Here is a 22,256-nt window from a genome sequence, read left to right as displayed (position 1 = left end):
CCGAGCATGGCTCGGCACTACAGGTTGGTTTTGCCGGGAAAGCCTCTGCCGAGCATGGCTCGGCACTACAGGTTGGTTTTGCCGGGAAAGCCTCTGCCGAGCATGGCTCGGCACTACGGGTTGGCTTTGCCAGGAAAGCCCCTGCCGAGCATGGCTCGGCACTACGTCAGTCGGCAGCCACTTGCGCCGGTGCGTCCTGGCGGCACTGCAGCATCACCGCAATACCCCACAGCAACAAGCCTGCCGCCGCGGTCGCTGCGCCCACATAACCGGTGGAGGCGTGACCGTAGCCGGCGCCAATCGCCATGCCACCCAGCCACGGGCCCAATGCGTTCGCGGTATTGAAGGCGGCATGGTTGGAGGCAGCGGCCAGGGTCTGGGCCTCGCCGGCAGCGTCCATCAGCCGCGTCTGCAGGGCCACGGCCAGGGCGCCCATCGTGCCCACGGCGATGATCGCCGGCACCATGGCCCAGGCCGAATGCGCGGCCAGCGGGAACAGCAGCAATACCAGGATCGACCAGGCCAGCAGCACGCCGGCGGCGCGGAACTGCAGCCGGTCCACCAGCTTGCCGCCGGCAATGTTGCCGATGATGGCGCCCACGCCGAACAGGCCGACCGCTACCGGCATCCAGCGTTCATTGATGCCGGTGACATTGACCAGAGTCGGGGCCAGATAGGTGAAGACGCAGAACATGCCGGCAAATCCAATCGCGCCGATCGCCAATGCCAGCCACACCTGGGGGGTGTTGAAGGCGCGCAGTTCACGCATCGGCGAGGTGCGGGTTTCGCTCGGATCAGGCGGCAGCTGCCGCGCGACCATGGTCACCGTGGCGATGGCCAGCAGGCTGACCAGGACGAAGGCGCTGCGCCAGTTGAACTGCTGGCCCAGCCAGGTGGTAAGTGGGTTCCCCAGCAGGATGGCGATGGACAGGCCCATCAGGACCTTGGAGACGGCGGCGCCGCGTTGTTCCGGTGGGCTGATCGAGGCGGCAACCAGCATTGCCACGCCGAAGTAAGCGCCGTGCGGCAGCCCCGCCACGAACCGCGCCAGCAGCATGCTGGGATAGTTGGGGGCCAGTGCGCTGGCCAGGTTGCCGATGGCATAGAAGCCCATCAGCCACAGCAGCAGGGTGCGGCGGCGCAGGCTGGCGCCAGCAAAGGCCAGCAACGGCGCGCCTACCACCACGCCGATGGCATAGGCGCTGATCAGATGGCCGACCTGGGCCTCGCTGATGGCCAGGCCGCGGCTGATCTCCAGCATCAGACCCATGCTGGCGAACTCGCTGGTACCGATGGCAAAACCGCCCAGTGACAGGGCGATCAGGATGAGGGTGCGCTGGCGGGGCGTCAGCAAGGCGGCCAAGGAAGGCTGAGTAGTCACGTCGGGTCCGGAGGGCGGGGTGTGTAAGCGGTTACATAGTGTACTGTTGCGTCGCAGCAATCAGCCTGCCTCAGTGACTTTTCGAGGCCGGATGCTGTGTTGCGCCAGCCGGGCGACTTGCCTCAAGGTCTTGCGCAGTGGATAATGCCCGGCTTCCTGCGCTTCCGGTGCAGGAACCCTTGCCCCACCGCAAACCACGGCGGGGGGCTGTCCGGCCCATCAGGGCCACATCCGAAAGGTATGAAAACATGAGTCGTCATTACGAAGTCGTGTTCCTGGTCCATCCGGACCAGAGCGAACAGGTCCCCGCCATGATCGAGCGCTACAAGGCGCTGGTCGAAGCCGGCAACGGCACCATCCACCGTCTGGAAGACTGGGGCCGCCGCCAGCTGGCCTACCCGATCCAGAACCTGGTGAAGGCCCACTACGTGCTGCTGAACATCGAAGCTGACCAGTCGGTTCTGAACGAACTGACCGAAAGCTTCCGTTTCAACGACGCCGTGCTGCGCAACCTGGTCATCAAGCGTGACGAGGCTGACACCGAGCAGTCGCTGATCATGAAGAGCAAGGACGAAAAGGGCGACAAGCCCGAGCGTGGCGAGCGCCGTCGTCGTGACGACGAAGAAGGTGCATCTTCCAACAATGACGAAGCCGGCGACGACGCCGCTTCTGCTGAATAAGGAGCACTTTCATGTCCAAGTTCTTCCGCCGCCGCAAGTTCTGCAAGTTCACCGCTGAAGGCGTGAAAGAGATCGATTACAAGGATCTCAACACCCTGCGCCAGTACCTGACCGAGAACGGCAAGATCGTTCCGAGCCGCGTCACCGGCACCAAGTCCAAGTACCAGCGCCAGCTGGCAACGGCCGTCAAGCGCGCCCGTTTCCTGGCCCTGATCCCGTACACGGACAACCACGACGTCTGAGTGCGGAAACGAGTCGCGGCGCATGCGCCGCGATGAGAAGTGAGAAGTGGGAGTGGGGCGCTTTGCCCTCCCTCGTTTCACACTCCTCTTTACTCGCTTCTCGCCTCAAACCCGTCCTATTCGGACAGCAAGCGTTGCGGTGCCTCGGGCATCGCTAACGAATAACGGAGAAATTCCATGAAGCTGATTCTCGTACAGAAAGTGACCAACCTCGGCGGCCTGGGCGACCTGGTCGACGTCAAGCCGGGCTACGGCCGTAACTACCTGGTGCCGCAGGGCAAGGCCGTGCCGGCCACCGAAAGCAACATCGCCGAGTTCGAAGCCAAGCGCGCCGAGTACGAAGCCAAGGCCCAGGCCTCGCACGACGAAGCCCAGGCCCGTGCTGCCAAGTTCGAAGGCGCCAGCGTCACCATCGGTGCGCACGCTTCGACCGAAGGCAAGCTGTACGGCTCGGTTGGCCCGCGCGACATCGCCGAAGCCTTCACCGCTGCCGGCCTGGAGCTGAGCAAGAGCGAAGTGATCCTGGGCGAAGGCGCTTTCCGCAACGTGGGCGAGTTCGACGTCATCGTCAAGTTGCACGCCGACGTGGAAACCACCGTCAAGGTCATCGTCGAAGCCGACGCCTGATCCTGCGGTAAAAGCTGCACGCAACGGGCGCCGAAAGGCGCCCGTTTGTTTTGGTGGCCCGCTGGCGCGACTGGCGGCTGCCTTGGGTGTCGCTATACTCGGGTGCCAGTACTGTGTTTGGTCTATTGAATCCCCGGGGATATCAATGACTTGAGCATGGAGATGGAACTTCCGGAACTTCCCTCCGGGTGTCGGCAGTGGCTGCCGATGTCCGCCAACAGCCCGATTCCATGCGTCTATCCACGATCAAGCTCTCCGGTTTCAAGTCCTTCGTCGACCCCACGACGTTGCACCTGCCGACCAACATGACCGGTGTCGTCGGCCCCAATGGCTGCGGCAAGTCCAACATCATCGACGCGGTGCGCTGGGTGATGGGGGAGAGCTCGGCCAGCCGCCTGCGTGGCGATTCGCTGACCGATGTGATCTTTTCCGGGTCTGCCGGCCGCAAGCCGGTGTCGCAGGCGACGGTGGAGCTGATCTTCGACAACACCGACCACACGATCTCCGGCGAGTACGCCTCGTTCAATGAGATCTCGGTCAAGCGCACCGTCAGCCGTGACGGCAGCAGCAATTACTACCTGAACGGCACCAAGTGCCGTCGCCGCGATATCACCGACCTGTTCCTGGGCACCGGCCTTGGCCCGCGCAGCTACTCGATCATCGAGCAGGGCATGATCAGCCAGATCATCGAGGCGCGCCCGGAAGACCTGCGCGTTTACCTGGAAGAAGCGGCTGGCATTTCCAAGTACAAGGAGCGCCGCAAGGAAACCGAAACCCGCATCCGCCATACGCGCGAGAACCTGGACCGGCTCAACGACCTGCGCGAGGAGATCGGCAAGCAGCTGGAACATCTCAAGCGGCAGGCGCGCCAGGCCGAGCAGTACCAGACGTTGCAGGAAGAGCGCCGGGTGAAGGATGCGGAGTGGAAGGCACTTGAGTTCCGCGGGCTGGATGGGCGCCTGGCAGGTCTGCGCGAGGCGTTGTCGCGCGAGGAGACCAAACTGCAGCAGCTGATTGCCGAGCAGCGCGAGGCCGAGAGTCGCATCGAGACGGGCCGCGTGCGGCGCGAGGAAGCGGCCGAGAATTTGAACAAGGCACAGGCCGAGGTCTACCAGGTAGGCAGCAGCCTGGCCCGCCTGGAGCAGCAGATCCAGCACCAGCGGGAAATGGCGCAGCGCCTGCACAAAGCGCGCGACGAAACCCGCCAGGCACTTGCCGAGCTCGGCCAGCACATCAGCGGCGACGAGGCCAAGCTGATCGTGCTGCGCGAATCGGTGGAGAACGCCGAGCCGCAGCTGGAGCAGCTGCAGGAAGAGAACGAGATCCGCCAGGAGGCGCTGCGCGAAGCCGAAGGCCGGCTGACCGATTGGCAGCAGCGCTGGGAAGCGCACAACCGCAATACCTCCGAAGCGACCCGTTCGGGCGAGGTCGAACGCACCCGCGTCGACTACCTGGACAAACAGGTGCTGGAGGCTGACCGCCGCCGCGAGGCCCTGCAGGGGGAGCGTGCGGGCCTGGATCTGGCCGCCCTGAGCGAGGCCTTCGAGCAACTGCAGCAACAGCACGAAACCCAGAAGCTCACCGTCGAGGGTCTGACAGAACAGGTAGAGGCACGCAAGGCGTCCGTCAGCACGCTGGAAACCCAGCAGCGCGAAGCGCAGGCCGAGCTGGCCGAAGTGCGCAAGCAGGCCCAGGCCGCGCGCGGCCGGCTGTCTTCGCTCGAAGCCCTGCAGCAGGCTGCGCTGGGCCAGGAGCAGGGCGCTGCGTTGGCGTGGCTGCAGGCGCAGGGTCTGGAATCGGCGGCGCGCGTGGGTGAACGCATCAGCGTCGAGGCGGGTTGGGAAAACGCGGTCGAAAGCGCGTTGGGCCAGCTGATCGAAGCCGTGCTGGTGGACGCGCCGGAGACCTTGGTCGATGCCTTGGCCGAGCTCGGCGAAGGGCGCTTGGCGTTGGTATCGGCGGCGCCGGGCAAGGCCTCGTTCGCGCCCACCTCGTTGGCGTCCAGAGTGGAAGGCCCGCTGGCCATCCGGCGCATGCTGGCGCACCTGCACGGTGCCGATGATCTGCCCGCGGCACGGGCGCTGCAGGCCAGCCTGGGCGAGGACGAAGCGGTCATCACCCGCGACGGCGAGCGGCTGGGCAAGGGCTGGCTGCAGTTGTCGCGCTCGGGTGCCGCGCAGCAGGGGGCCTTGCTGCGCGAGCGCGAGATCGTGACCCTGCGCGAACAGATCGAAACCCTGCAGGAGCGCGAAGTCACCCTGGATACCCGGCTGGGTAGCGGTCGCGAGCAATTGCTGGCAGCCGAGCAGCAGCGCGAGGAGGCGCAGCGTGCGCTCCATCAGGCGCACCGTGCCGGCTCTGAGCTGGCCGGTCAGCTGCAGAGCCAGCAGGGACGCCTGGACACCACCCGCGCCCGCATCGAGCGCATCGAGAGCGAACTGGCCCAGTTGCTGGAAACGCTGGATGCCAGTCGCGAACAGGCCAGCGAAGCCCGCATCCGCCTTGATGAAGCGGTCAACAGCATGGGCGACCTGGAGTCGGCCCGGCAGGCGCTGGAGGGCGAGCGTCGGCAGTTGGGCGAGGCTCGCGACGCGGCCCGCGATGCGGCCCGCAACGTGCGTGACAGCATGCATGCACTGGCGTTGACCCTGGAATCGCAGCGTACCCAGATCAGTGCGCTGAGCCAGGCGCTGGAACGCATGTCCAGCCAGCGCGGGCAGTTGGATTCACGCCTGGGCGAGTTGCACTTGCAGCTGGATGACGGTGATACCCCGGTGCAGACGCTGGAGAGCGAGCACCAGAATGCCTTGGCCGAGCGGGTACGGGCGGAGCGCGTACTGGGCGAGGCCAGGGCCTTGCTGGAAGGCATTGACGCCGAGCTGCGCGGCCTGGAGCAGACCCGCCACCAGCGCGACGAACAGGCGCTGGCGCAGCGCGAGCGTATCTCCCAGCGCAAGCTCGACCAGCAGGCACTGGTGCTCAGTGCCGAGCAGCTGTCGGCGGCGGTGGAGAAGGCCGGGTTCGTGCTGCAGGACGTGATCAATACCCTGCCCGAGGAGGCGCGCCTGTCCGATTGGGAATCGGCGGTGCACCAGATCGACGGCCGCATGCGTCGGCTCGAGCCGGTCAACCTGGCGGCCATCAGCGAGTACGGTGAGGCTTCGCAGCGCTCGGAGTACCTTGAGGCACAGAACGTCGACCTCAATACCGCACTGGAAACGCTGGAAGACGCCATTCGCAAGATCGACCGGGAAACCCGCGGCCGCTTCAAGGACACCTTCGACCGGGTCAATGCCGGCGTGCAGGCGCTGTACCCGCGCCTGTTCGGTGGCGGCCACGCCTATCTGGAACTGACCGGCGAAGACCTGCTCGACACCGGCGTCACCATCATGGCGCGGCCACCTGGCAAGCGCGTGTCCAGCATCTCGCTGCTGTCCGGCGGCGAGAAGGCGATGACCGCGGTGGCGCTGGTGTTTGCCATCTTCCAGCTCAATCCGGCGCCGTTCTGTCTGCTGGACGAGGTGGACGCGCCGCTGGACGAGGCCAACGTTGGCCGTCTGGCCAACATGGTCAAGGAAATGAGCGAGAAGGTGCAGTTCCTGTTCGTCAGCCACAACAAGGCGACCATGGAGGCGGCCTATCAGTTGTCGGGCGTGACCATGCGCGAGCCGGGCGTCAGCCGCCTGGTCAGCGTGGACCTGGAAGAAGCCGCGCGATTGGCGGGCGCGGCCTGACGTGCCATTCTGTAATCATCTGAACGATTAATCCGGAGACTTCAACGCATGTCCGACATGGCACTGTTGCGTATCGGCATTCTGGTTGCCGGGGTGCTGCTGATAGCAGCCATTTTCCTGTTCGGTCGCCCCAAGCGGCTTGCCCAGGGCAAGCGCAAGGAGCCGGCCGACGCCGAGCGTCAGCGCCGCGAGCCGGTGCTGGGAGGCGATCTTGAGGGTGATGGCGACAGCGTGGCGCCCGCGGTGGAGGGGGAGCAGGTCAGTCAGCCTGAACTGGGCTTGCCCGACGTGGAGGCGGCCAACGCCAGCGACCTGGGCAAGCGGCCCAGCCAGGACTTCGACAAGATCGTGTCGCTGTATGTGGCGGCGCGCGCCGGTCAGGTGCTGCGCGGCGAGGACATCGTGGTGGCGGCGGAGAAGACCGGCCTGGTTTTCGGCTACATGAACGTGTTCCACCGTCTGGTGGAAGGCCACCCCGAGCGCGGCCCGATCTTCTCGATGGCCAGCATCATGAAGCCGGGCAGCTTCGACATGGCTACCATCCGCGAACTGGAAACCCCGGCCATCGCGTTCTTCCTGACTCTGCCGGCGCCGATGACCGCGCTCGACGCCTGGGAAAAGATGCTGCCGACCGTACAACGCATGGGCGAGCTGCTTGATGGCGTGGTGCTGGATGACAGTCGCAACGCACTGGGTCGCCAGCGCATCGCCCACATCCGCGATGACCTGCGCGCCTATGACCGCCAGCACCAGGCGCCGCCGCTGACCAAGTCGCCGCGTTGGTGAAGCCTTAAGCGCCACCCTTCCCCAACCCTTCCCTTGCCTGCGGCAAAGGGAGGGGGCTTATCTTTTCCCCCTCCCTTGCGCGCAGCGTAGGGGAGGGCCGGGGAGGGGTGCTGTTCGCAGCAAACATGGTTGCACTCGCAGCAGCTGCTTTTACCGCGCCAACACTCCGCGCAGGTAAAATCGCCGCATGAATCAGACTACCGCCGCTATCCAGCGCATCAGCGAACTCCGCCGCCAGCTGGCCGCTGCCGCGCGCGCCTATCATGAGCAGGACGAACAGATTATTCCGGACGCCGAGTACGACCGCTTGATGCGGGAGCTCGAAGCACTGGAAGCCGCGCACCCGGAACTGGACAGCGCCGATTCGCCCAGCCATCAGGTCGGCGGAAAGCCGTCTTCGCGCTTTCCCGAAGTAGTGCATGCGGTGCCGATGCTGTCGCTGGGCAATGCCTTCAGCGATGCCGAGGTGCACGATTTCGTGCGCCGCATCGACGAGCGCCTGCATCGCCGCGAACTGTTCTTCTCCGCAGAGCCCAAGCTCGACGGCCTGGCTATCAACCTGCGCTACGAGCACGGCGTGTTCGTGCAGGGCGCGACCCGTGGCGATGGTGCCACCGGCGAAGACGTCAGCGCCAACCTGCGCCAGATCAAGGTGATCCCGCAGCAGCTGCTTGGTGAAGGCTGGCCAGAAATTCTGGAAGTGCGCGGTGAGGTCTACATGCCGCGTGCCGATTTCGAGCGCTACAACGAGCAGGCACGCCTGCATGGCGGCAAGGTGCTGGCCAATCCGCGCAATGGCGCCGCCGGTTCGTTGCGCCAGCTTGATCCCAGGGTCAGCGCGCAGCGGCCATTGAGCTTCTATGCCTACGGGCTGGGCGAGGTGGCTGGCGGTGAACTGCCCGATACGCATTCGGCAACGCTGGCGCAGCTCGCACGCTGGGGCTTTCCGGTCAGCGACCTGTGCAAGGTGGTGCAGGGGGCCGAAGGCCTGCTGGCCTATTACCGCGATATCGGCGAGCGCCGTGACGGCCTGGCCTATGACATCGACGGCGTGGTCTACAAGCTGGACGACCGCGAGGGCCAGCAGGAAATGGGCTTCGTCGCCCGCGCGCCGCGCTGGGCCATCGCGCATAAATTCCCCGCGCAGGAACAGACCACCACGGTTGAAGCCATCGAGATCCAGATCGGCCGTACCGGGGCGGCGACGCCGGTGGCAAGGCTCAAGCCGGTGCATGTGGCCGGCGTCGTAGTCACCAATGCGACCCTGCACAACGCCGACCAGATCGCGCGGCTGGATGTGCGGGTGGGCGATACGGTGATCGTGCGCCGTGCCGGCGACGTCATTCCGGAGGTTGTCAGCGTCATCGCCGAGCGGCGCCCGGAAGGCACCACGCCGTGGCAGATGCCGCGCGAGTGCCCGGTATGTGGCGCGGAGGTCGTGCGCGAGGAAGGCGAGGCCGCCTGGCGCTGTTCGGGCGAGTTGAGCTGCCCGGCGCAGCGCAAGGAAGCCATCGCGCATTTCGCCTCACGCAAGGCCATGGATATCGACGGCCTGGGCGACAAGTACATCGAGACCCTGGTGGATGCGGGCATCGTGCGCGGCGTCGCCGACCTGTATGCGCTCAGCCGCGATCAACTGCTGGTGTTGAAGCTGGCGCTGGATGCTGACTCACCGGAAAGCCTGACGTCGCAGCTGCGCCTGCATCTGCAGCCGGCAGGCAGTGGCGAGACGCTCAATCGCATTCTCAAGCTGGATGCGGGTGATGCCGCCTGGCGCGCACAGGCCTTGTCCGTGCCGGCCAGTTTTGAGTGGAATACAAAGAAGATCGCCACCAGGTGGGCCGACAACCTGATCGCCGCGATCGCCGCCAGCCGCAACACCACGCTGGAGCGCCTGCTGTTCGCGCTGGGCATCGAGCATGTCGGCGAGAGCACCGCCAAGGCCTTGTCGGTGTGGTTTGGTGACCTGGAACGGATCCGCCATCTGCCCTGGCCGCTGTTCAAGCGGGTGCCGGATATCGGCGGTGAAGTGGCGCGTTCGATTGGCCACTTCATGGCGCAGCCGGGCAACCAGCAGGCCATCGACGCGCTGTTGGCACGCGGCGTGCAGATCAGCGATACGCATGCACCCCATCCCAGGCTGCGCGCGGAATTGTCACTGGCCACGCTGTTGGCCGACCTGGAGATTCCCAAGGTCACCGCCGTGCGTGCACGCCAACTGGCCGAGGCATTCCCGTCGGTGGAGGCGATCCGCGACGAGAGCGCGCACAACTTCGTCACTGCCGGGTTGCCCGCGGAAGTTGCCAATGCACTGGTGCGCTGGCTGGAGGAGGATGCCAACGCTGGCTTGCTCACTGCCGCCGGGCAGGCGTTGGATACCTTGTTGCGTATCACACCGGAGGCGCAGGTAGATGCGGCTGGCCCGCTGGAAGGGCAGACCGCAGTGCTGACCGGTACCTTGCAGCAGATGAGTCGCGATGTGGCCAAGGGCAAGCTGGAAGCGCTGGGCGCGAAGGTGGCCGGCAGCGTGTCGAAGAAGACCAGCTTCGTGGTTGCCGGCAGTGAAGCCGGGTCCAAGCTGGACAAGGCCAACGAACTCGGCGTCCCGGTCTGGGACGAGGCGCAGTTGTTGGCTTACCTCGCAGATAATGGGCAATGAACATGAGCACTACCTTGCAGGTCCGGGTTGCCGGGCCGGATGACTTTCCGCAGCTGATCGCGATGGTGCGCGACTTCTATGCGGAAGACAGCATTGCTTACCTGCCGCAGCTGGTGGAGCCGGGGCTGCAGGCGGTATTGGAAAATCCGCATTTTGGTGCGGTGTTGCTGCTGTCGGCCGAGGACTTCGAGCTGGCCGGCTACGTCACCCTGGGCTGGTGCTTCAGCGTCGAACAGGGCGGGCGTTTCGTGCTGTTGGACGAACTGTATCTGGCACCGGTGGCGCGCGGCCGCGGCTGGGGCCACCAGGCGCTGGCGCTCGCCCGCGACTGGGCGGCCGGGCAGGGCGCAGCGGTGATCCGCTTGGAAGTGAATCATCACAACGCCAAGGCAAAGGCCTTGTACCTGGCCGCCGGCTATCGCGATGACGAACGCGACATCCTGACCCTGCCGCTGACAGGCACCGCCGGGAGCCTGCATTCGTGATCGAGGCATTGCGGCGTCGGGCGCGCCTGAACGCGATGATCCGCGACTTCTTCGCCCGTCGCGACGTGCTGGAGGTGGAAACCCCGATCATGTCGGCAGCGGGCAATACCGAACCCAACATCGAGGGTTTCCACACCCGCTTCAGTGGTCATGTCGATGCCGGTTCGCCCGTGCGCTGGTTGCGAACCTCGCCGGAATACCCGCTCAAGCGCCTGCTGGCGGCCGGCGTTGGTGACTGCTATGAACTTGGAAGGGTGTTCCGTAATGGCGAAGCCGGCGGCCGCCACAACCCCGAGTTCACCATGCTCGAGTGGTACCGGGTGGGTTGGGATCATCATCAGTTGATCCAGGAAACCATCGCGCTGGTACAGCAGGCCTTGCAGTTGGTCGGCCGGTCGCCGGCATCGGTGCGCATCGTCAGTTACAGGCAATTGTTCATCGATGGCGTGGGGCTGGACCCCTTTGTCGCCAGCGAGGCGCAGTTGCGGGCCGGGTTGGGCGACTTGGGCATCCAGCCGGACGGGCTCACCCGCGACGACTGGCTGGATCTGCTGATGAGCCATCGCATCCAGGCGCTTTTCGACAACGACGCCATCACCGTGATCCACGATTGGCCTGCCAGCCAGGCGGCGCTTGCGCGGATCCGCGCGGGCGAGCCGCCCTTGGCCGAGCGCTTCGAGCTCTACCTGGGGCCAGTGGAGCTGGCCAACGGCTACCATGAGCTGAACGATGCCAACGAGCAGCGGCAACGGTTTGCGCGCGATCTGGACATCCGGGCCGGCCGTGGCGCGGTGTTGCCGCCGTTGGATGAACGCTTTCTTGCTGCATTGCCCGCGCTGCCGGCCTGCGCAGGCGTGGCGGTGGGCGTGGATCGCCTGTTGATGGCGCTGGCGGGGACGACACGCATCGCCGACGTGCTGGCCTACGATTTCGCCAACGCCTGAATTGATTCCTGTCATGGACGGGCCACGGCCCTGCGGCCATGATGATGCGGTACTCACATGGTCTGAGGCAGGCTGCTTGCAAGCGATATCCATCAGGGCGGGAGGGATCGAGCGGATGAAGTGGTTCTGCGGCGTGCTGCTGCTGGTCTCGCCATCGCTGTTTGCGGCGGTGAAGGATGCTGCGGCGGCACCGGCCACCGGCGTGGTGCGCTGCGAATCCGAAGACGAACTGCGCGTCAGTTGCCCGATCAACACCGATCGGGGGGTGCAGATGGTGCGCCAGCTGTCGGTGCGCGACTGCATCCGCGAAAGCAGTTGGGGCTTCGAGCAGGGTGAGGTCTGGGTCAGTGACGGCTGCCGCGCCGAGTTCGCGCCGCGCACGCAGTCAACGCGGCTCACCCGGCGCGTGGTCCGTTGCGAATCCAAGGGCCGGGTGGAGGTTTGCCCGGTGGTATTGCGTGGTGCACCTGTGCGCCTGCTGCGCCAACAATCGGTGCTGCCGTGCCGGGAAGGCCGCAGCTGGGGTTATGGCCGCAACGAGATCTGGGTCAGCCGGGGCTGCCAGGGACAGTTTGAAGTCGGTGCCGAGGACGGCTCCGGCTTTGTCGATGTGCCGCGCCGGATCACCTGTGAGTCCAAGGGCGAATTGCGGCGGGAGTGCGGTGTCAGCGTGACTCACCGGGTCACCTTGCTGAAGCAGTTGTCCAATGCCCCCTGCAAGGAGGGCGACAGCTGGGGCTGGGACCGGTTCGGGGTATGGGTGGACAAAGGGTGTAGGGCCGAGTTTTCCGCAGATTGAGCGGGTGATGCGCGCCATGGCGATGGCGCCGATTACAATGGCGCCATGAACGACACCCACGCCATCGATTACGCCCGTTACGACCATATCCGCCCGATCCGCTGGACCGGCGAAGCGCTGGAACTGCTGGATCAACGCAAGCTGCCTTTCGTGGTGGAGCATGTGCTGTGCCAGGACAGTGACGCCGTCGCCGAGGCCATCCATGCGCTGACGGTGCGCGGTGCCCCGGCCATCGGCATTGCCGCCGCCTGGGGTGCGGTATTGGCGGCCCGGCAAGTGCAGGCCGCTGACGGTGCTGCCGCGCTGCAGGCTCTGGAGCCGGCGTTGCAGCGCCTGAACGCGTCGCGGCCGACTGCCGTCAACCTGGCCTGGGCATTGGCCCGCATGCGTCGTGCACTGCAGGGGGCCGGTGCTGACTGGAAGCAGGTGCTGGCATTGGAAGCCCAGGCCATTGCCGATGAGGACCTGGCGGCGAACCGCCATATGGGTGCCTTGGGTGCCGCCTTGATCACGCCGGGGAGCGGTGTGTTGACCCATTGCAATACCGGTTCGCTGGCCACAGCCGGATTCGGTACGGCGTTGGGCGTGATCCGTGCAGGCAAGGCGCAGCAGCGTATCGAGCGCGTGTTCGCCGGTGAGACCCGGCCGTGGCTGCAGGGCGCGCGCCTGACCGTATGGGAGTTGCAGCAGGACGGTATCGACGCCACCCTGGTGGCGGATTCGGCGGCCTCGCACCTGATGAAGACCGGCGCGGTGCAGTGGGTGATCGTTGGTGCCGACCGCATCTGTGCCAATGGCGATACCGCCAACAAGATCGGCACCTACCAGCTGGCCATTGCCGCCCGCCATCATGGGTTGAAGTTCATGGTGGTGGCACCTTCCTCGACGGTGGACATGGGCACGGCCCACGGCGACGAGATCGAGATCGAGCAGCGCGACCCGGGCGAGCTGTTTGGCGTGGGTGGCGTGCGTACCGTGGCCGAGGGCATCGCGGCCTGGAATCCGGTGTTCGACGTGACCCCGGGCGAGCTGATCGATGCCATCGTCACCGAGCGCGGTGTGATCCTGAAGCCGGACCGGGCCAACATGGCAGCGGCTTTCGCCTGAGGTAGTGCCGAGCCATGCTCGGCAGGGGCTTCCCCAACGAATCTCAACCTACCAGGTGTAGTGCCGAGCCATGCTCGGCAGGGGCTTTCCCAACGAACCTCAATCACCAAGTGTAGTGCCGAGCCATGCTCGGCAGGGGCTTCCCCAACGAACCTCAACCCACCAGGTGTAGTGCCGAGCCATGCTCGGCAGGGGCTTCCCCAACGAACCTCAACCCACCAGGTGCAGTGCCGAGCCATGCTCGGCAGGGGCTTCCCCAACGAACCTCGACCCACCAGGTGTAGTGCCGAGCCATGCTCGGCAGGGGCTTCCCCAACGAACCTCAACCCACCAGGGGTAGTGCCGAGCCATGTTCGGCAGGGATTTCCCCAACGAACCTCACCCACCAGGTGTAGTGCCGAGCCATGCTCGGCAAGGGCCCAGCCTGGCGCCCCCAAGCTCAGCCATCTCCCGACTCCCCAGCCGTCCCACGCGCAGATCCGGCACCTATTCAATGCCGTAACCGGGTCCGGCAGTCCAGTCTGCACGGGATTGCCCCAGTAGCTTGTGGCAGCACCTGCGGACTGCCCCTAAGTTCCTGATTTGTTCCGGTAAAAGTCCCTCAACTGGCGGCGAAAAAGCGCCTTTTGTGATAGACTCCGTAGGTTGATCCCAGAGCCCGGCACTCGGCCCGTCAAGGGAGTGCCGCCGGGCAGGATCGCTACCTGACAACGGAACCCGAATGGCAGAAACCGCCAAGGAAATCATCCAGGTAAAACTGGAAGACGAGATGCGCAAGAGCTACCTCGATTACGCGATGAGCGTGATCGTGGGCCGCGCACTCCCCGATGCACGCGATGGCCTGAAGCCGGTCCATCGCCGTGTCCTGTTCGCCATGAACGAACTCGGTGCGCACAGCAACAAGCCGTACTACAAGTCGGCGCGTATCGTCGGTGACGTGATCGGTAAGTACCACCCGCACGGCGACGCGTCGGTCTACGACACGCTTGTGCGCATGGCGCAGCCATTTTCGCTGCGTTACATGATGGTGGACGGCCAGGGTAACTTCGGTTCGGTCGACGGCGACTCGGCGGCAGCCATGCGTTACACCGAGGCGCGCATGTCGCGCCTGACGCATGAGCTGATGGCTGATATCGACAAGGAAACCGTCGATTTCCAGCCCAACTACGACGAAAAAGAGCTGGAGCCGACGGTCATGCCGACCCGGTTCCCGAACCTTCTGGTCAACGGTTCGGCCGGTATCGCGGTGGGCATGGCCACCAACATCCCGCCGCATAACCTCACCGAGTGCATCAATGCCTGCATCGCGCTGATCGACGAGCCGTCGATCGACGTGGATGGGCTGATGGAATACATCCCGGGCCCGGATTTCCCCACCGCCGGCATCATCAACGGCACCGCCGGCATCATTGCCGGTTACCGCACCGGCCGTGGCCGCGTGCGCATCCGTGCCAAGGCCGATATCGAAGTGGCCGACAACGGCCGCGAGTCGATCATCGTCACCGAGATTCCGTATCAGGTGAACAAGGCACGGCTGATCGAGAAGATCGCCGAGCTGGTCAAGGAAAAGAAGCTCGAAGGCATCAGCGAGCTGCGCGATGAGTCCGACAAGGACGGCATGCGCATCTACATCGAAGTCAAGCGCGGCGAATCGGCCGAGGTTGTGCTCAACAACCTGTACCAGCAGACCCAGATGGAGTCGGTGTTCGGCATCAACATGGTAGCGCTGGTTGATGGCCGACCGAAGTTGATGAACCTCAAGGAGATGCTGGAGGCATTCATCCGCCACCGCCGCGAGGTTGTCACCCGCCGCACCATCTTTGAACTGCGCAAGGCGCGTGCGCGTGCGCACGTGCTGGAAGGCCTGACCGTTGCCTTGGCCAACATCGATGAAATGATCGAGTTGATCAAGACCTCGGCCAACCCGGCCGAAGCCAAGGAGCGCATGCTCTCCAAGGTGTGGACGCCGGGCCTGGTCGGAGCGCTGCTGGGCGCCGCTGGCGCCGAGGCCTCGCGTCCGGAAGACCTGCCCAAGGGCATCGGCCTGGTCAACGGCAACTACCAGCTGAGCGACGTCCAGGCCACGCAGATCCTGGAAATGCGCCTGCACCGCCTGACCGGGCTGGAGCAGGACAAGCTGACCGAGGAATACCGTCAGTTGCTGGAGGTCATCGCCGGCCTGATCCGCATCCTGGAAAATCCGGATGTGCTGCTGCAAGTGATCCGCGAAGAGCTGGAAAGCATCCGTGCCGAGTTCGGCGACGCCCGTCGCACCGAAATCCGTCACAGCGAAGAAGACCTGGACATCCTGGACCTGATCGCGCCGGAAGACGTGGTGGTAACCCTGTCGCGTGCCGGTTACGTCAAGCGCCAACCGGTGAGTGCCTACCGCGCACAGCGTCGCGGTGGCCGTGGCCGCAGTGCCGCTGCGACCAAGGACGAGGATTCGATCGAGCAGCTGTGGTTGGTCAATACGCACGACACCCTGTTGACCTTCACCAGCTCGGGCAAGGTGTTCTGGCTGCCCGTGCACCAGTTGCCGGAAGCCGGTTCCAATGCCCGTGGCCGCCCGATCATCAACTGGATCGCGCTGGAGAACGGCGAGCGCGTGCAGGCCGTGTTGCCGGTGCGCGAGTACGATGAAAACCATTTCGTGTTCTTCGCCACCCGCAACGGCACGGTCAAGAAGACCCCGCTGAGCGAGTTTGCGTTCCGTCTGGCACGCGGCAAGATCGCGATCAACCTCGACGAAGGTGACGCACTGGTTGGCGTTGGCCTGACCGACGGCGAACGCGACATCCTGCTGTTTGCGTCCAATGGCAAGACCGTGCGCTTTGGTGAGGACAAGGTCCGCTCGATGGGCCGTACCGCTACCGGCGTGCGCGGCATCAAGATGGCCAAGGGCGAGGAAGTGGTAAGCCTGATCGTCGCCGAAAGTGCGGGTGGCGTTGAGGACGAGAACGAGGATGAGAGCGGCGTCGAGGACGTGTTGGTTGACGGCGGCGAGATTGTCGAGACTGCCGACGATGCCGGCGTGCAGTACATCCTCACCGCGACCGAAAACGGCTACGGCAAGCGCACCCCGCTGGCGGATTACCCGCGCAAGGGCCGGGGCACCCAGGGTGTGATCGGCATCCAGACCAGCGAGCGCAACGGCAAGCTGGTCAGTGCGGTGCTGCTGGGCACCGGCGACGAAGTGTTGTTGATTTCCGACGGTGGCACCCTGGTGCGTACCCGTGGTTCGGAGATCTCGCGCGTAGGCCGCAATACCCAGGGCGTGACCCTGATCCGTCTGTCCAAGGGCGAGAAGCTGCAGGCGGTCGAACGCCTGGATGCCTCGCTGGAGGCTGAGGACGACGCGGCAGACGAGGATGTTGCAGTGAGCGGTGATGAAGCACCGGCGGCGACGCCGGAAGCCTGATCGTTGTGAGTTGCAGGAAGAACGCCGGCGCAAGCCGGCGTTTTTTTTGTGGGTTACGGAAACTGCGGGCATGTCCTCGTTGGGCTGCGAGCGGAGCGTGTTTCAGCCCCTCTCCCGCCAGCGGTAGAGGGATTGGGGTGAGGGCCGCCTCGGATGGGGCGAAAGCGCGCAATCCAGGACCAATCCCTGCGACTAATGTCGCAGCGACAACAGCCCGGCCTCTGGCCGACCCTGTACCTGCAACATCCTTGGAGAGGGAGAGGCTTCAGATGTACCAGGACCTAGGCCGCAACCAGGCCAACTACACCGCGCTGTCACCGATCAGCTTCCTGCGCAAGGCCGCCACCGTGCACCCGCAGCGCCTGGCGGTGATCCACGGCGAGCGGCGCCTGGACTGGGCCCAGGTCTATCAGCGCTGCCGCCGGTTGGCCTCGGCCCTGCAGGCGATGGGCGTCACCGCCGGCGATACCGTGGCCGCGTTGTTGCCCAACACGCCGGCCATGATCGAGCTGCACTACGGGCCGGCGATGCTTGGCGCCGTGCTCAATACCCTGAACACCCGGCTGGATGCGTGGACCCTGGCGTTCATGCTGGACCACGGCGAAGCCAAGGTGGTGTTTACCGACCGCGAGTTCGCGCCGGTGATGCAGCGCGCCCTGGCGCTGTGCAAGCAGCCGCCGCGGGTGGTCGACGTGGATGATGCCGAGGTTGAGGAGGGTGAGTGGCTGGGCGAGATCGAGTACGAGGCGCTGTTGGCCGCGGCCGACCCGGCGTTTGCGTTCGAGCTGCCGGCTGACGAGTGGAGTGCGATCGCGCTGAACTACACCTCCGGCACCACCGGCGATCCCAAGGGTGTGGTCTACCACCACCGTGGTGCCTATCTGAATGCAGTTGCCAACATCATCGATTGGGGCATGCCACAGCACCCGGTTTATCTGTGGACGCTGCCGATGTTCCATTGCAACGGCTGGTGCTTCCCGTGGACGATGGCGGCCGTGGCCGGCACCCAGGTCTGCCTGCGCCGTTTCGACCGGCGGCGGGTACTGGACCTGATGCGCACACATGGCGTCACCCACTATTGCGGTGCGCCGGTGGTGCATGCGGCACTGGCAGCAGCGCCGGAAGAGAGCAAGCACGGCCTGGCCGGGATCAAGGGGCAGGCGGCCGGCGCTGCGCCGCCTGCGGCGGTGCTCGAAGCGATGGAACGGATGGGTGTGGAGATCACCCACGTCTATGGCCTGACCGAAGTTTATGGGCCAGCATCGATCTGCCAGCCGCAGCCGGACTGGGCTGGCCTGCCCGTCGACGCGCGTGCCGAGCTCAACAGCCGCCAGGGCGTGGCCTGCCTGTTGCAGGAAGACATGCAGGTACTGCATCCGCAGACCTTGCAGCCGGTGCCGTGGGATGGTGAGACCGTGGGCGAGATCATGTTCCGCGGCAACATCACCATGAAGGGTTACCTGAAAAATCCCAGCGCCACCGCCGAAGCGTTCTCCGGCGGCTGGTTCCACACCGGTGACCTGGCCGTGGTGTATGCCGACGGTAACGTGAAGATCCGCGATCGTTCCAAGGACGTGATCATTTCCGGCGGCGAGAATATTTCCTCGTTGGAAGTGGAGGACGTGTTGTGCCGGCATCCGGCGGTGCTGGCGGCAGCAGTGGTGGCCAAGCCGGACCCGAAGTGGGGCGAAACGCCATGCGCCTTCATCGAGTTGAGAGAAGAGGTGGAACTGGCCAGTGAAGAGGCACTGGCGCATTGTCGGCAGAACCTGGCCGGTTTCAAGGTGCCGCGCAGTTTCGTGTTCGGCCCCTTGCCGCGCACGGCAACCGGCAAGGTGCAGAAATTCACGTTGCGTGACAGGGCCAGGGAGCTGCTTGAAGCCGAATGAACAATGGCCCGCATTGCAGCGGGCCATTGCGTTTGAATGCAGCTGCGCCGCAATCAGCGTGGCGTGCGCACCATGCGTTCAAGCAGGTGCTCGACGATGCCTTCCGGGTGTGCGGTGCGGCCGACGTGGGTCACCGAGGTCTGCACCACCGAGCTGCGCTTGGCGGTAAGAAAGTGGAAGCGTGCCCTTGGCGGCAATTGTGCGATGGGGCCGGCGCTGGCCTCGCCACGGCAGATCGCCACGATCGCATCCAGCCATGGCTGCAGGGCCTGCTGGTCCAGTTGCGGGGCAAAGGCTTGCAGCCTGCCGCTGTCGATCTCGATGGCGGCTTCCAGGTGGCGTGCGCGGGGGCAGGAGACGATCACCCCGACGTTGATGAATTCCTCGCGCTCAACCCGCGGTACCACGCGGATCACCGCGTAATCATAGGTGTGCAGCGTGGGCACGGATGGCCTCCTGTACGAATGCCTCGCGTAACTGCAGGCGGCGTTTGAGGTAATCCGAGTAGGCCTGGCGGTAGGCGGTGGCATCGGCAAAGGCGGGTTCGCCCTGCAGCCAGCTGTCGGGAATTTCGGCGACGATGGCGTCGATGACTTCGTCAGTCAGCAGGGGCACCAGTGTCTTGTCGGCCTCGCCGATGGCGCTGGCAAATGGCAGCAGCACATGGTCACGGATCAGCACGAAGGGTTTGCCGCAGGCTTCGCCGGCATTTTCCCAATCGTGATGGAAATACAGCGCCGCACCGTGATCGATCAAGTAGAGCTGGCGGTGCCAGACCATCAGGTTGGGGTTGCGCGCAGTGCGGTCCACGTTGCTGGTGAAAGCGTCAAACCAGACGATGCGCGAGGCCAGTGCCGCGTCCGGTTGCATTGCCGCCGGGTCATAGTTGATCGCGCCCGGCAGGTAATCGCTGCCCAGGTTGGTGCCTTCGCTGGCACGGATCAGATCCTGGATTTCAGGATCCGGTTCAGTACGGGCGAACTCGCGGTCCAGTTCGACCAGGGCGATGTCGGGCATCGGCAGCCCAAGCACCTGCGCCAGGCGGCCGACCACCAACTCGGCGATCAGCGCCTTGGGCCCTTGGCCGGCGCCACGGAACTTGATGACATACATGCCGTCGTCATCAGCCTCGATGACCGCTGGCAGCGAGCCACCCTCGCGCAGCGGGGTGATGTAGCGGGTAGCGTGGACCGTTCTCAAGCGTATGGACCGGCAGGACAGGGGCCGCCAGCCTAACCCAAAAGGAACCGGCGGCGTGTGGCATCCCGCATCTTGTTGGATACAGTTGCGGCACCATGCCTCCTGACACATGCACCGCGCTGCAGGCATACGCAGAATCGGTGGGTATGGCAGGCGGGGCGTGCGTCAGAGGCAGGCGGGCGTATCCCACCATTCACGCTGTCATGCAGGGCAGCCGTGTATTTGTGCGGCACAGATATCCGGCATGAACGATGGCGCAGTGCCAGAGTGCCGGAGTTCCGCGGGCGCTTGGGCCGAAGACAGGTTCGTTCGATGGAAGATGCGGTTCTTTCAAGGTATGCAATCGCCTTCCGCGATTCGGCAGTTGCCGTCGCGGTGATCGACAGCGCAAGCAGGAACCTGCTGTACTCCAACGACGCATTCCTGCTGTTTTTCAAGAGCCTGCAGATTGTTGCCGGCAGGAACGTATTTGCCGAAGTCGCTGCGTTGTCCAACGTGATGGACAACGCTACGGTTGCTGGAATGATGGTCGCGCATGACTGCCCCCATACCAATGCCCGCTACGAGTTTTCTCCGTTGCTGCAGGCAGGCGCGCCCGCGACCTGGTTGCACTGCATGGTCACGCCGCTGGCGGGTCCGCTGCTGGACTTGACGGGGCAGGCATCGTCGGATGCGCCGGCGGAGGTCCTGCTCAATGAAGGCTACCGCCGCATCCTGGACAATTTTCCGCACAATGTCTGGCTGTGCACGGTGAAGGGGGAACTGTTCTGGACCAACCGTACGTCCAACCTGTTCATCTATGGTCAGCCGGAATTCCATGATGGGGACAATACCCGCTACATCGCCAAGATCCATCCGGATGACCTGACCGGCGCTGGTGTGGCGTTGGCCAAGGCAATGAGCTTGGGACGGATGGATACGCCGCATCGGTATCGTCTGCGCGACCATGGTGGCATCTACCATTGGTTCCAATTCTCGATGGCACCGGTGCGTGATGCGTTGGGCGCGACCCTGTACTGGGTGGGTACCAGCATCAATATCCAGGCGTTCCACGATGCCGAGATGGGTGCCAACGCCCGCATCGAGCAGCTGCGTCAGCGCAGCATCGCCCACGAGCAGCGTGCGCTTGAGTCACAGCGCCTGCAGGCGCAGCAGCACAAGATGGAGCTGGTCTCGCACCTTGCCGGCGGCGTGGCCCATGACCTGAACAACCTGCTGCACGTGATGGGCATCAATATCGAACTGATGCAGGCCCAGCCGCAGCAACCGGCCCTGCTGCCCTATCTGCGGGTGCTGGATGGTTGCCTGAAGAAGGCAGGGCGCCTGTCCACGCAGCTGGCTGGGTTCAGTGGGCGCCTGCCGCAGAACGCGGTGGCGCTTGAGCCGCAGGCGCTGGTTGACGACATCCACGACCTGCTGGCCAAGGCAGTGGGTGCGGAGGTGAGCTTCCAGTTGCAGATGGAGCCGGGCCTGCAACCATTGTTTGCCGACAAATCCTATCTGGAGAACGCGCTGATCAATCTGGCCATCAATGCGCGTGATGCCATGGCCGGGCGCGGCAGCATGGCGTTGCGGGTGGCGCCACGCTCGCGACAGGACCAGAACGGCCACCTTGCCGAGTATGTGATGTTCGAAGTGGAAGACTCCGGTGCGGGCATGGCGCCCGAGTTGCAGGCACGAGTGTTCGATCCTTTTTTCAGCACCAAGGGCAGCGGCAAGGGCAATGGCCTGGGCCTGACCATGGTCAAGACGTTCGTGGAGAACTCTGGCGGCCACGTCAGCATCGAGTCGACACCGGGTGTGGGCACGCGGGTGGCGATGTATCTGCCGGTTTCGGCGGTTCCGGTCGATGATGCGATGGATGTGAATGCTGCCATCGTGATGGGTAGCGGACGGATACTGCTGGTCGAGGACGATGATTCGGTGCGTGATGCCATGAACCGCATCCTCAACCAGCTCGGCTACGACACCATCCCCTCCTTCAGCTCGGACCACGCAGTGACCTTGTTGCAGGGAGGGATGAAACCGGACCTGATCATTTCCGACATCCGCATGCCCGGGCGGCTCAACGTGCATGACCTGATAGCGGCCGTGGAGGCGGGCAGCCGTACTCCCATCATTTTTGCAACCGGCTACAGCGCGGATGTGGTGATCCGCGAGGGCCTGGTCAATGACAGGTATCCGGTGCTGTTCAAACCGTTCTCGGCGGCGGAGATATCCGCCCGCATACAGAGCGCGCTGGGCGGTCATGCGCAGGCCGCCAACGCGGAAGCGCCAGCGGCTGCGCCACAGGCCGGGTGAA

Annotated in this window: 16 protein-coding genes; 13 read left to right on the top strand and 3 right to left on the bottom strand. The window is 64.8% G+C overall.

What is annotated here, in order from left to right:
* Nucleotides 1-166: 166 nt before the first annotated feature.
* Nucleotides 167-1,381 (bottom strand): MFS transporter, encoded by a 1,215-nt coding sequence (locus tag B2527_RS08990; RefSeq protein ID WP_293708578.1) that lies wholly within the window; start codon nucleotides 1,379-1,381, stop codon nucleotides 167-169.
* A 248-nt stretch (nucleotides 1,382-1,629) separates the two neighbouring features.
* On the opposite strand from B2527_RS08990, the gene rpsF reads away from it, so the two are divergent.
* The 12 genes from rpsF to B2527_RS08930 all read left to right on the top strand — a co-directional run bounded on the left by rpsF (nucleotide 1,630) and on the right by B2527_RS08930 (nucleotide 18,754).
* Complete coding sequence (gene rpsF / locus B2527_RS08985) at nucleotides 1,630-2,061, top strand: 30S ribosomal protein S6 (RefSeq protein WP_293708576.1); 432 nt, start codon at nucleotides 1,630-1,632, stop codon at nucleotides 2,059-2,061.
* 11 nt (nucleotides 2,062-2,072) lie between these two features.
* A complete protein-coding gene (rpsR, locus tag B2527_RS08980; RefSeq protein WP_002804494.1) occupies nucleotides 2,073-2,303 on the top strand; it encodes a 30S ribosomal protein S18 in 231 nt (76 codons plus the stop codon).
* A 177-nt stretch (nucleotides 2,304-2,480) separates the two neighbouring features.
* A complete protein-coding gene (gene rplI, locus B2527_RS08975; protein WP_293708024.1) occupies nucleotides 2,481-2,930 on the top strand; it encodes a 50S ribosomal protein L9 in 450 nt (149 codons plus the stop codon).
* A 230-nt stretch (nucleotides 2,931-3,160) separates the two neighbouring features.
* Nucleotides 3,161-6,664, top strand: a complete 3,504-nt coding sequence (gene smc, locus B2527_RS08970) for a chromosome segregation protein SMC (RefSeq protein WP_293708022.1) — start codon at nucleotides 3,161-3,163, stop codon at nucleotides 6,662-6,664.
* Nucleotides 6,665-6,712: 48 nt separating this feature from the next.
* Nucleotides 6,713-7,450 (top strand): cell division protein ZipA, encoded by a 738-nt coding sequence (zipA, locus tag B2527_RS08965; protein WP_293708020.1) that lies wholly within the window; start codon nucleotides 6,713-6,715, stop codon nucleotides 7,448-7,450.
* Nucleotides 7,451-7,637: 187 nt separating this feature from the next.
* Entirely contained in the window at nucleotides 7,638-10,109 is a 2,472-nt protein-coding gene (ligA, locus tag B2527_RS08960; RefSeq protein ID WP_293708018.1) for an NAD-dependent DNA ligase LigA, read from the top strand.
* A gap of 2 nt (nucleotides 10,110-10,111) precedes the next feature.
* Nucleotides 10,112-10,594, top strand: a complete 483-nt coding sequence (locus B2527_RS08955; RefSeq protein WP_293708016.1) for a GNAT family N-acetyltransferase — start codon at nucleotides 10,112-10,114, stop codon at nucleotides 10,592-10,594.
* 35 nt (nucleotides 10,595-10,629) lie between these two features.
* Complete coding sequence (gene epmA / locus B2527_RS08950) at nucleotides 10,630-11,538, top strand: EF-P lysine aminoacylase EpmA (protein WP_414717046.1); 909 nt, start codon at nucleotides 10,630-10,632, stop codon at nucleotides 11,536-11,538.
* 115 nt (nucleotides 11,539-11,653) lie between these two features.
* Nucleotides 11,654-12,337: a DUF3011 domain-containing protein gene (locus B2527_RS08945; RefSeq protein ID WP_293708012.1), complete on the top strand. Its 684-nt coding sequence runs from the start codon at nucleotides 11,654-11,656 to the stop codon at nucleotides 12,335-12,337.
* Between the two features lie 45 nt (nucleotides 12,338-12,382).
* Nucleotides 12,383-13,444, top strand: a complete 1,062-nt coding sequence (gene mtnA, locus B2527_RS08940) for an S-methyl-5-thioribose-1-phosphate isomerase (protein ID WP_293708010.1) — start codon at nucleotides 12,383-12,385, stop codon at nucleotides 13,442-13,444.
* Between the two features lie 721 nt (nucleotides 13,445-14,165).
* On the top strand, nucleotides 14,166-16,865 hold the full coding sequence (gene gyrA / locus B2527_RS08935; RefSeq protein WP_293708009.1) for a DNA gyrase subunit A: 2,700 nt from the start codon (nucleotides 14,166-14,168) through the stop codon (nucleotides 16,863-16,865).
* A 269-nt stretch (nucleotides 16,866-17,134) separates the two neighbouring features.
* Complete coding sequence (locus B2527_RS08930; protein ID WP_293708008.1) at nucleotides 17,135-18,754, top strand: acyl-CoA synthetase; 1,620 nt, start codon at nucleotides 17,135-17,137, stop codon at nucleotides 18,752-18,754.
* A gap of 53 nt (nucleotides 18,755-18,807) precedes the next feature.
* Here B2527_RS08930 and B2527_RS08925 read toward each other — a convergent pair whose 3' ends face one another.
* Nucleotides 18,808-19,200 carry a DUF3037 domain-containing protein gene (locus tag B2527_RS08925; RefSeq protein ID WP_293708006.1) on the bottom strand — a complete coding sequence of 131 codons (393 nt, stop codon included), beginning with the start codon at nucleotides 19,198-19,200 and terminating at the stop codon, nucleotides 18,808-18,810.
* The gene (locus tag B2527_RS08920) at nucleotides 19,178-19,954 is read right to left on the bottom strand and encodes a HipA family kinase (RefSeq protein ID WP_293708004.1); all 777 of its coding nucleotides are present in this window, start codon (nucleotides 19,952-19,954) and stop codon (nucleotides 19,178-19,180) included. Before B2527_RS08920 ends, B2527_RS08925 begins: the two co-directional genes overlap by 23 nt.
* 312 nt (nucleotides 19,955-20,266) lie before the next feature.
* Here B2527_RS08920 and B2527_RS08915 point away from each other — a divergent pair, with 312 nt between their 5' ends.
* Nucleotides 20,267-22,255, top strand: a complete 1,989-nt coding sequence (locus B2527_RS08915; protein ID WP_293708003.1) for a PAS domain-containing hybrid sensor histidine kinase/response regulator — start codon at nucleotides 20,267-20,269, stop codon at nucleotides 22,253-22,255.
* The last annotated feature ends 1 nt before the right edge of the window (nucleotide 22,256 follow it).

Origin of the sequence: Stenotrophomonas sp. UBA7606, from assembly GCF_002477705.1 — a bacterium.
In the GTDB taxonomy this organism is placed as follows: Bacteria; Pseudomonadota; Gammaproteobacteria; order Xanthomonadales; family Xanthomonadaceae; genus Stenotrophomonas.
The sequence above is the reverse complement of the archived record's forward strand: the minus strand, read 5'-3'. Positions and strand labels throughout refer to the sequence as shown.

Bases quoted from the DNA above. Each gene is read 5' to 3' on its own strand.
- rpsF (WP_293708576.1), top strand. From the start codon at position 1,630: ATGAGTCGTCATTACGAAGTCGTGTTCCTGGTCCATCCGGACCAGAGC.
- rpsR (WP_002804494.1), top strand. From the start codon at position 2,073: ATGTCCAAGTTCTTCCGCCGCCGCAAGTTCTGCAAGTTCACCGCTGAA.
- rplI (WP_293708024.1), top strand. From the start codon at position 2,481: ATGAAGCTGATTCTCGTACAGAAAGTGACCAACCTCGGCGGCCTGGGC.
- smc (WP_293708022.1), top strand. From the start codon at position 3,161: ATGCGTCTATCCACGATCAAGCTCTCCGGTTTCAAGTCCTTCGTCGAC.
- zipA (WP_293708020.1), top strand. From the start codon at position 6,713: ATGTCCGACATGGCACTGTTGCGTATCGGCATTCTGGTTGCCGGGGTG.
- ligA (WP_293708018.1), top strand. From the start codon at position 7,638: ATGAATCAGACTACCGCCGCTATCCAGCGCATCAGCGAACTCCGCCGC.
- B2527_RS08955 (WP_293708016.1), top strand. From the start codon at position 10,112: ATGAGCACTACCTTGCAGGTCCGGGTTGCCGGGCCGGATGACTTTCCG.
- epmA (WP_414717046.1), top strand. From the start codon at position 10,630: ATGATCCGCGACTTCTTCGCCCGTCGCGACGTGCTGGAGGTGGAAACC.
- B2527_RS08945 (WP_293708012.1), top strand. From the start codon at position 11,654: ATGAAGTGGTTCTGCGGCGTGCTGCTGCTGGTCTCGCCATCGCTGTTT.
- mtnA (WP_293708010.1), top strand. From the start codon at position 12,383: ATGAACGACACCCACGCCATCGATTACGCCCGTTACGACCATATCCGC.
- gyrA (WP_293708009.1), top strand. From the start codon at position 14,166: ATGGCAGAAACCGCCAAGGAAATCATCCAGGTAAAACTGGAAGACGAG.
- B2527_RS08930 (WP_293708008.1), top strand. From the start codon at position 17,135: ATGTACCAGGACCTAGGCCGCAACCAGGCCAACTACACCGCGCTGTCA.
- B2527_RS08915 (WP_293708003.1), top strand. From the start codon at position 20,267: ATGGAAGATGCGGTTCTTTCAAGGTATGCAATCGCCTTCCGCGATTCG.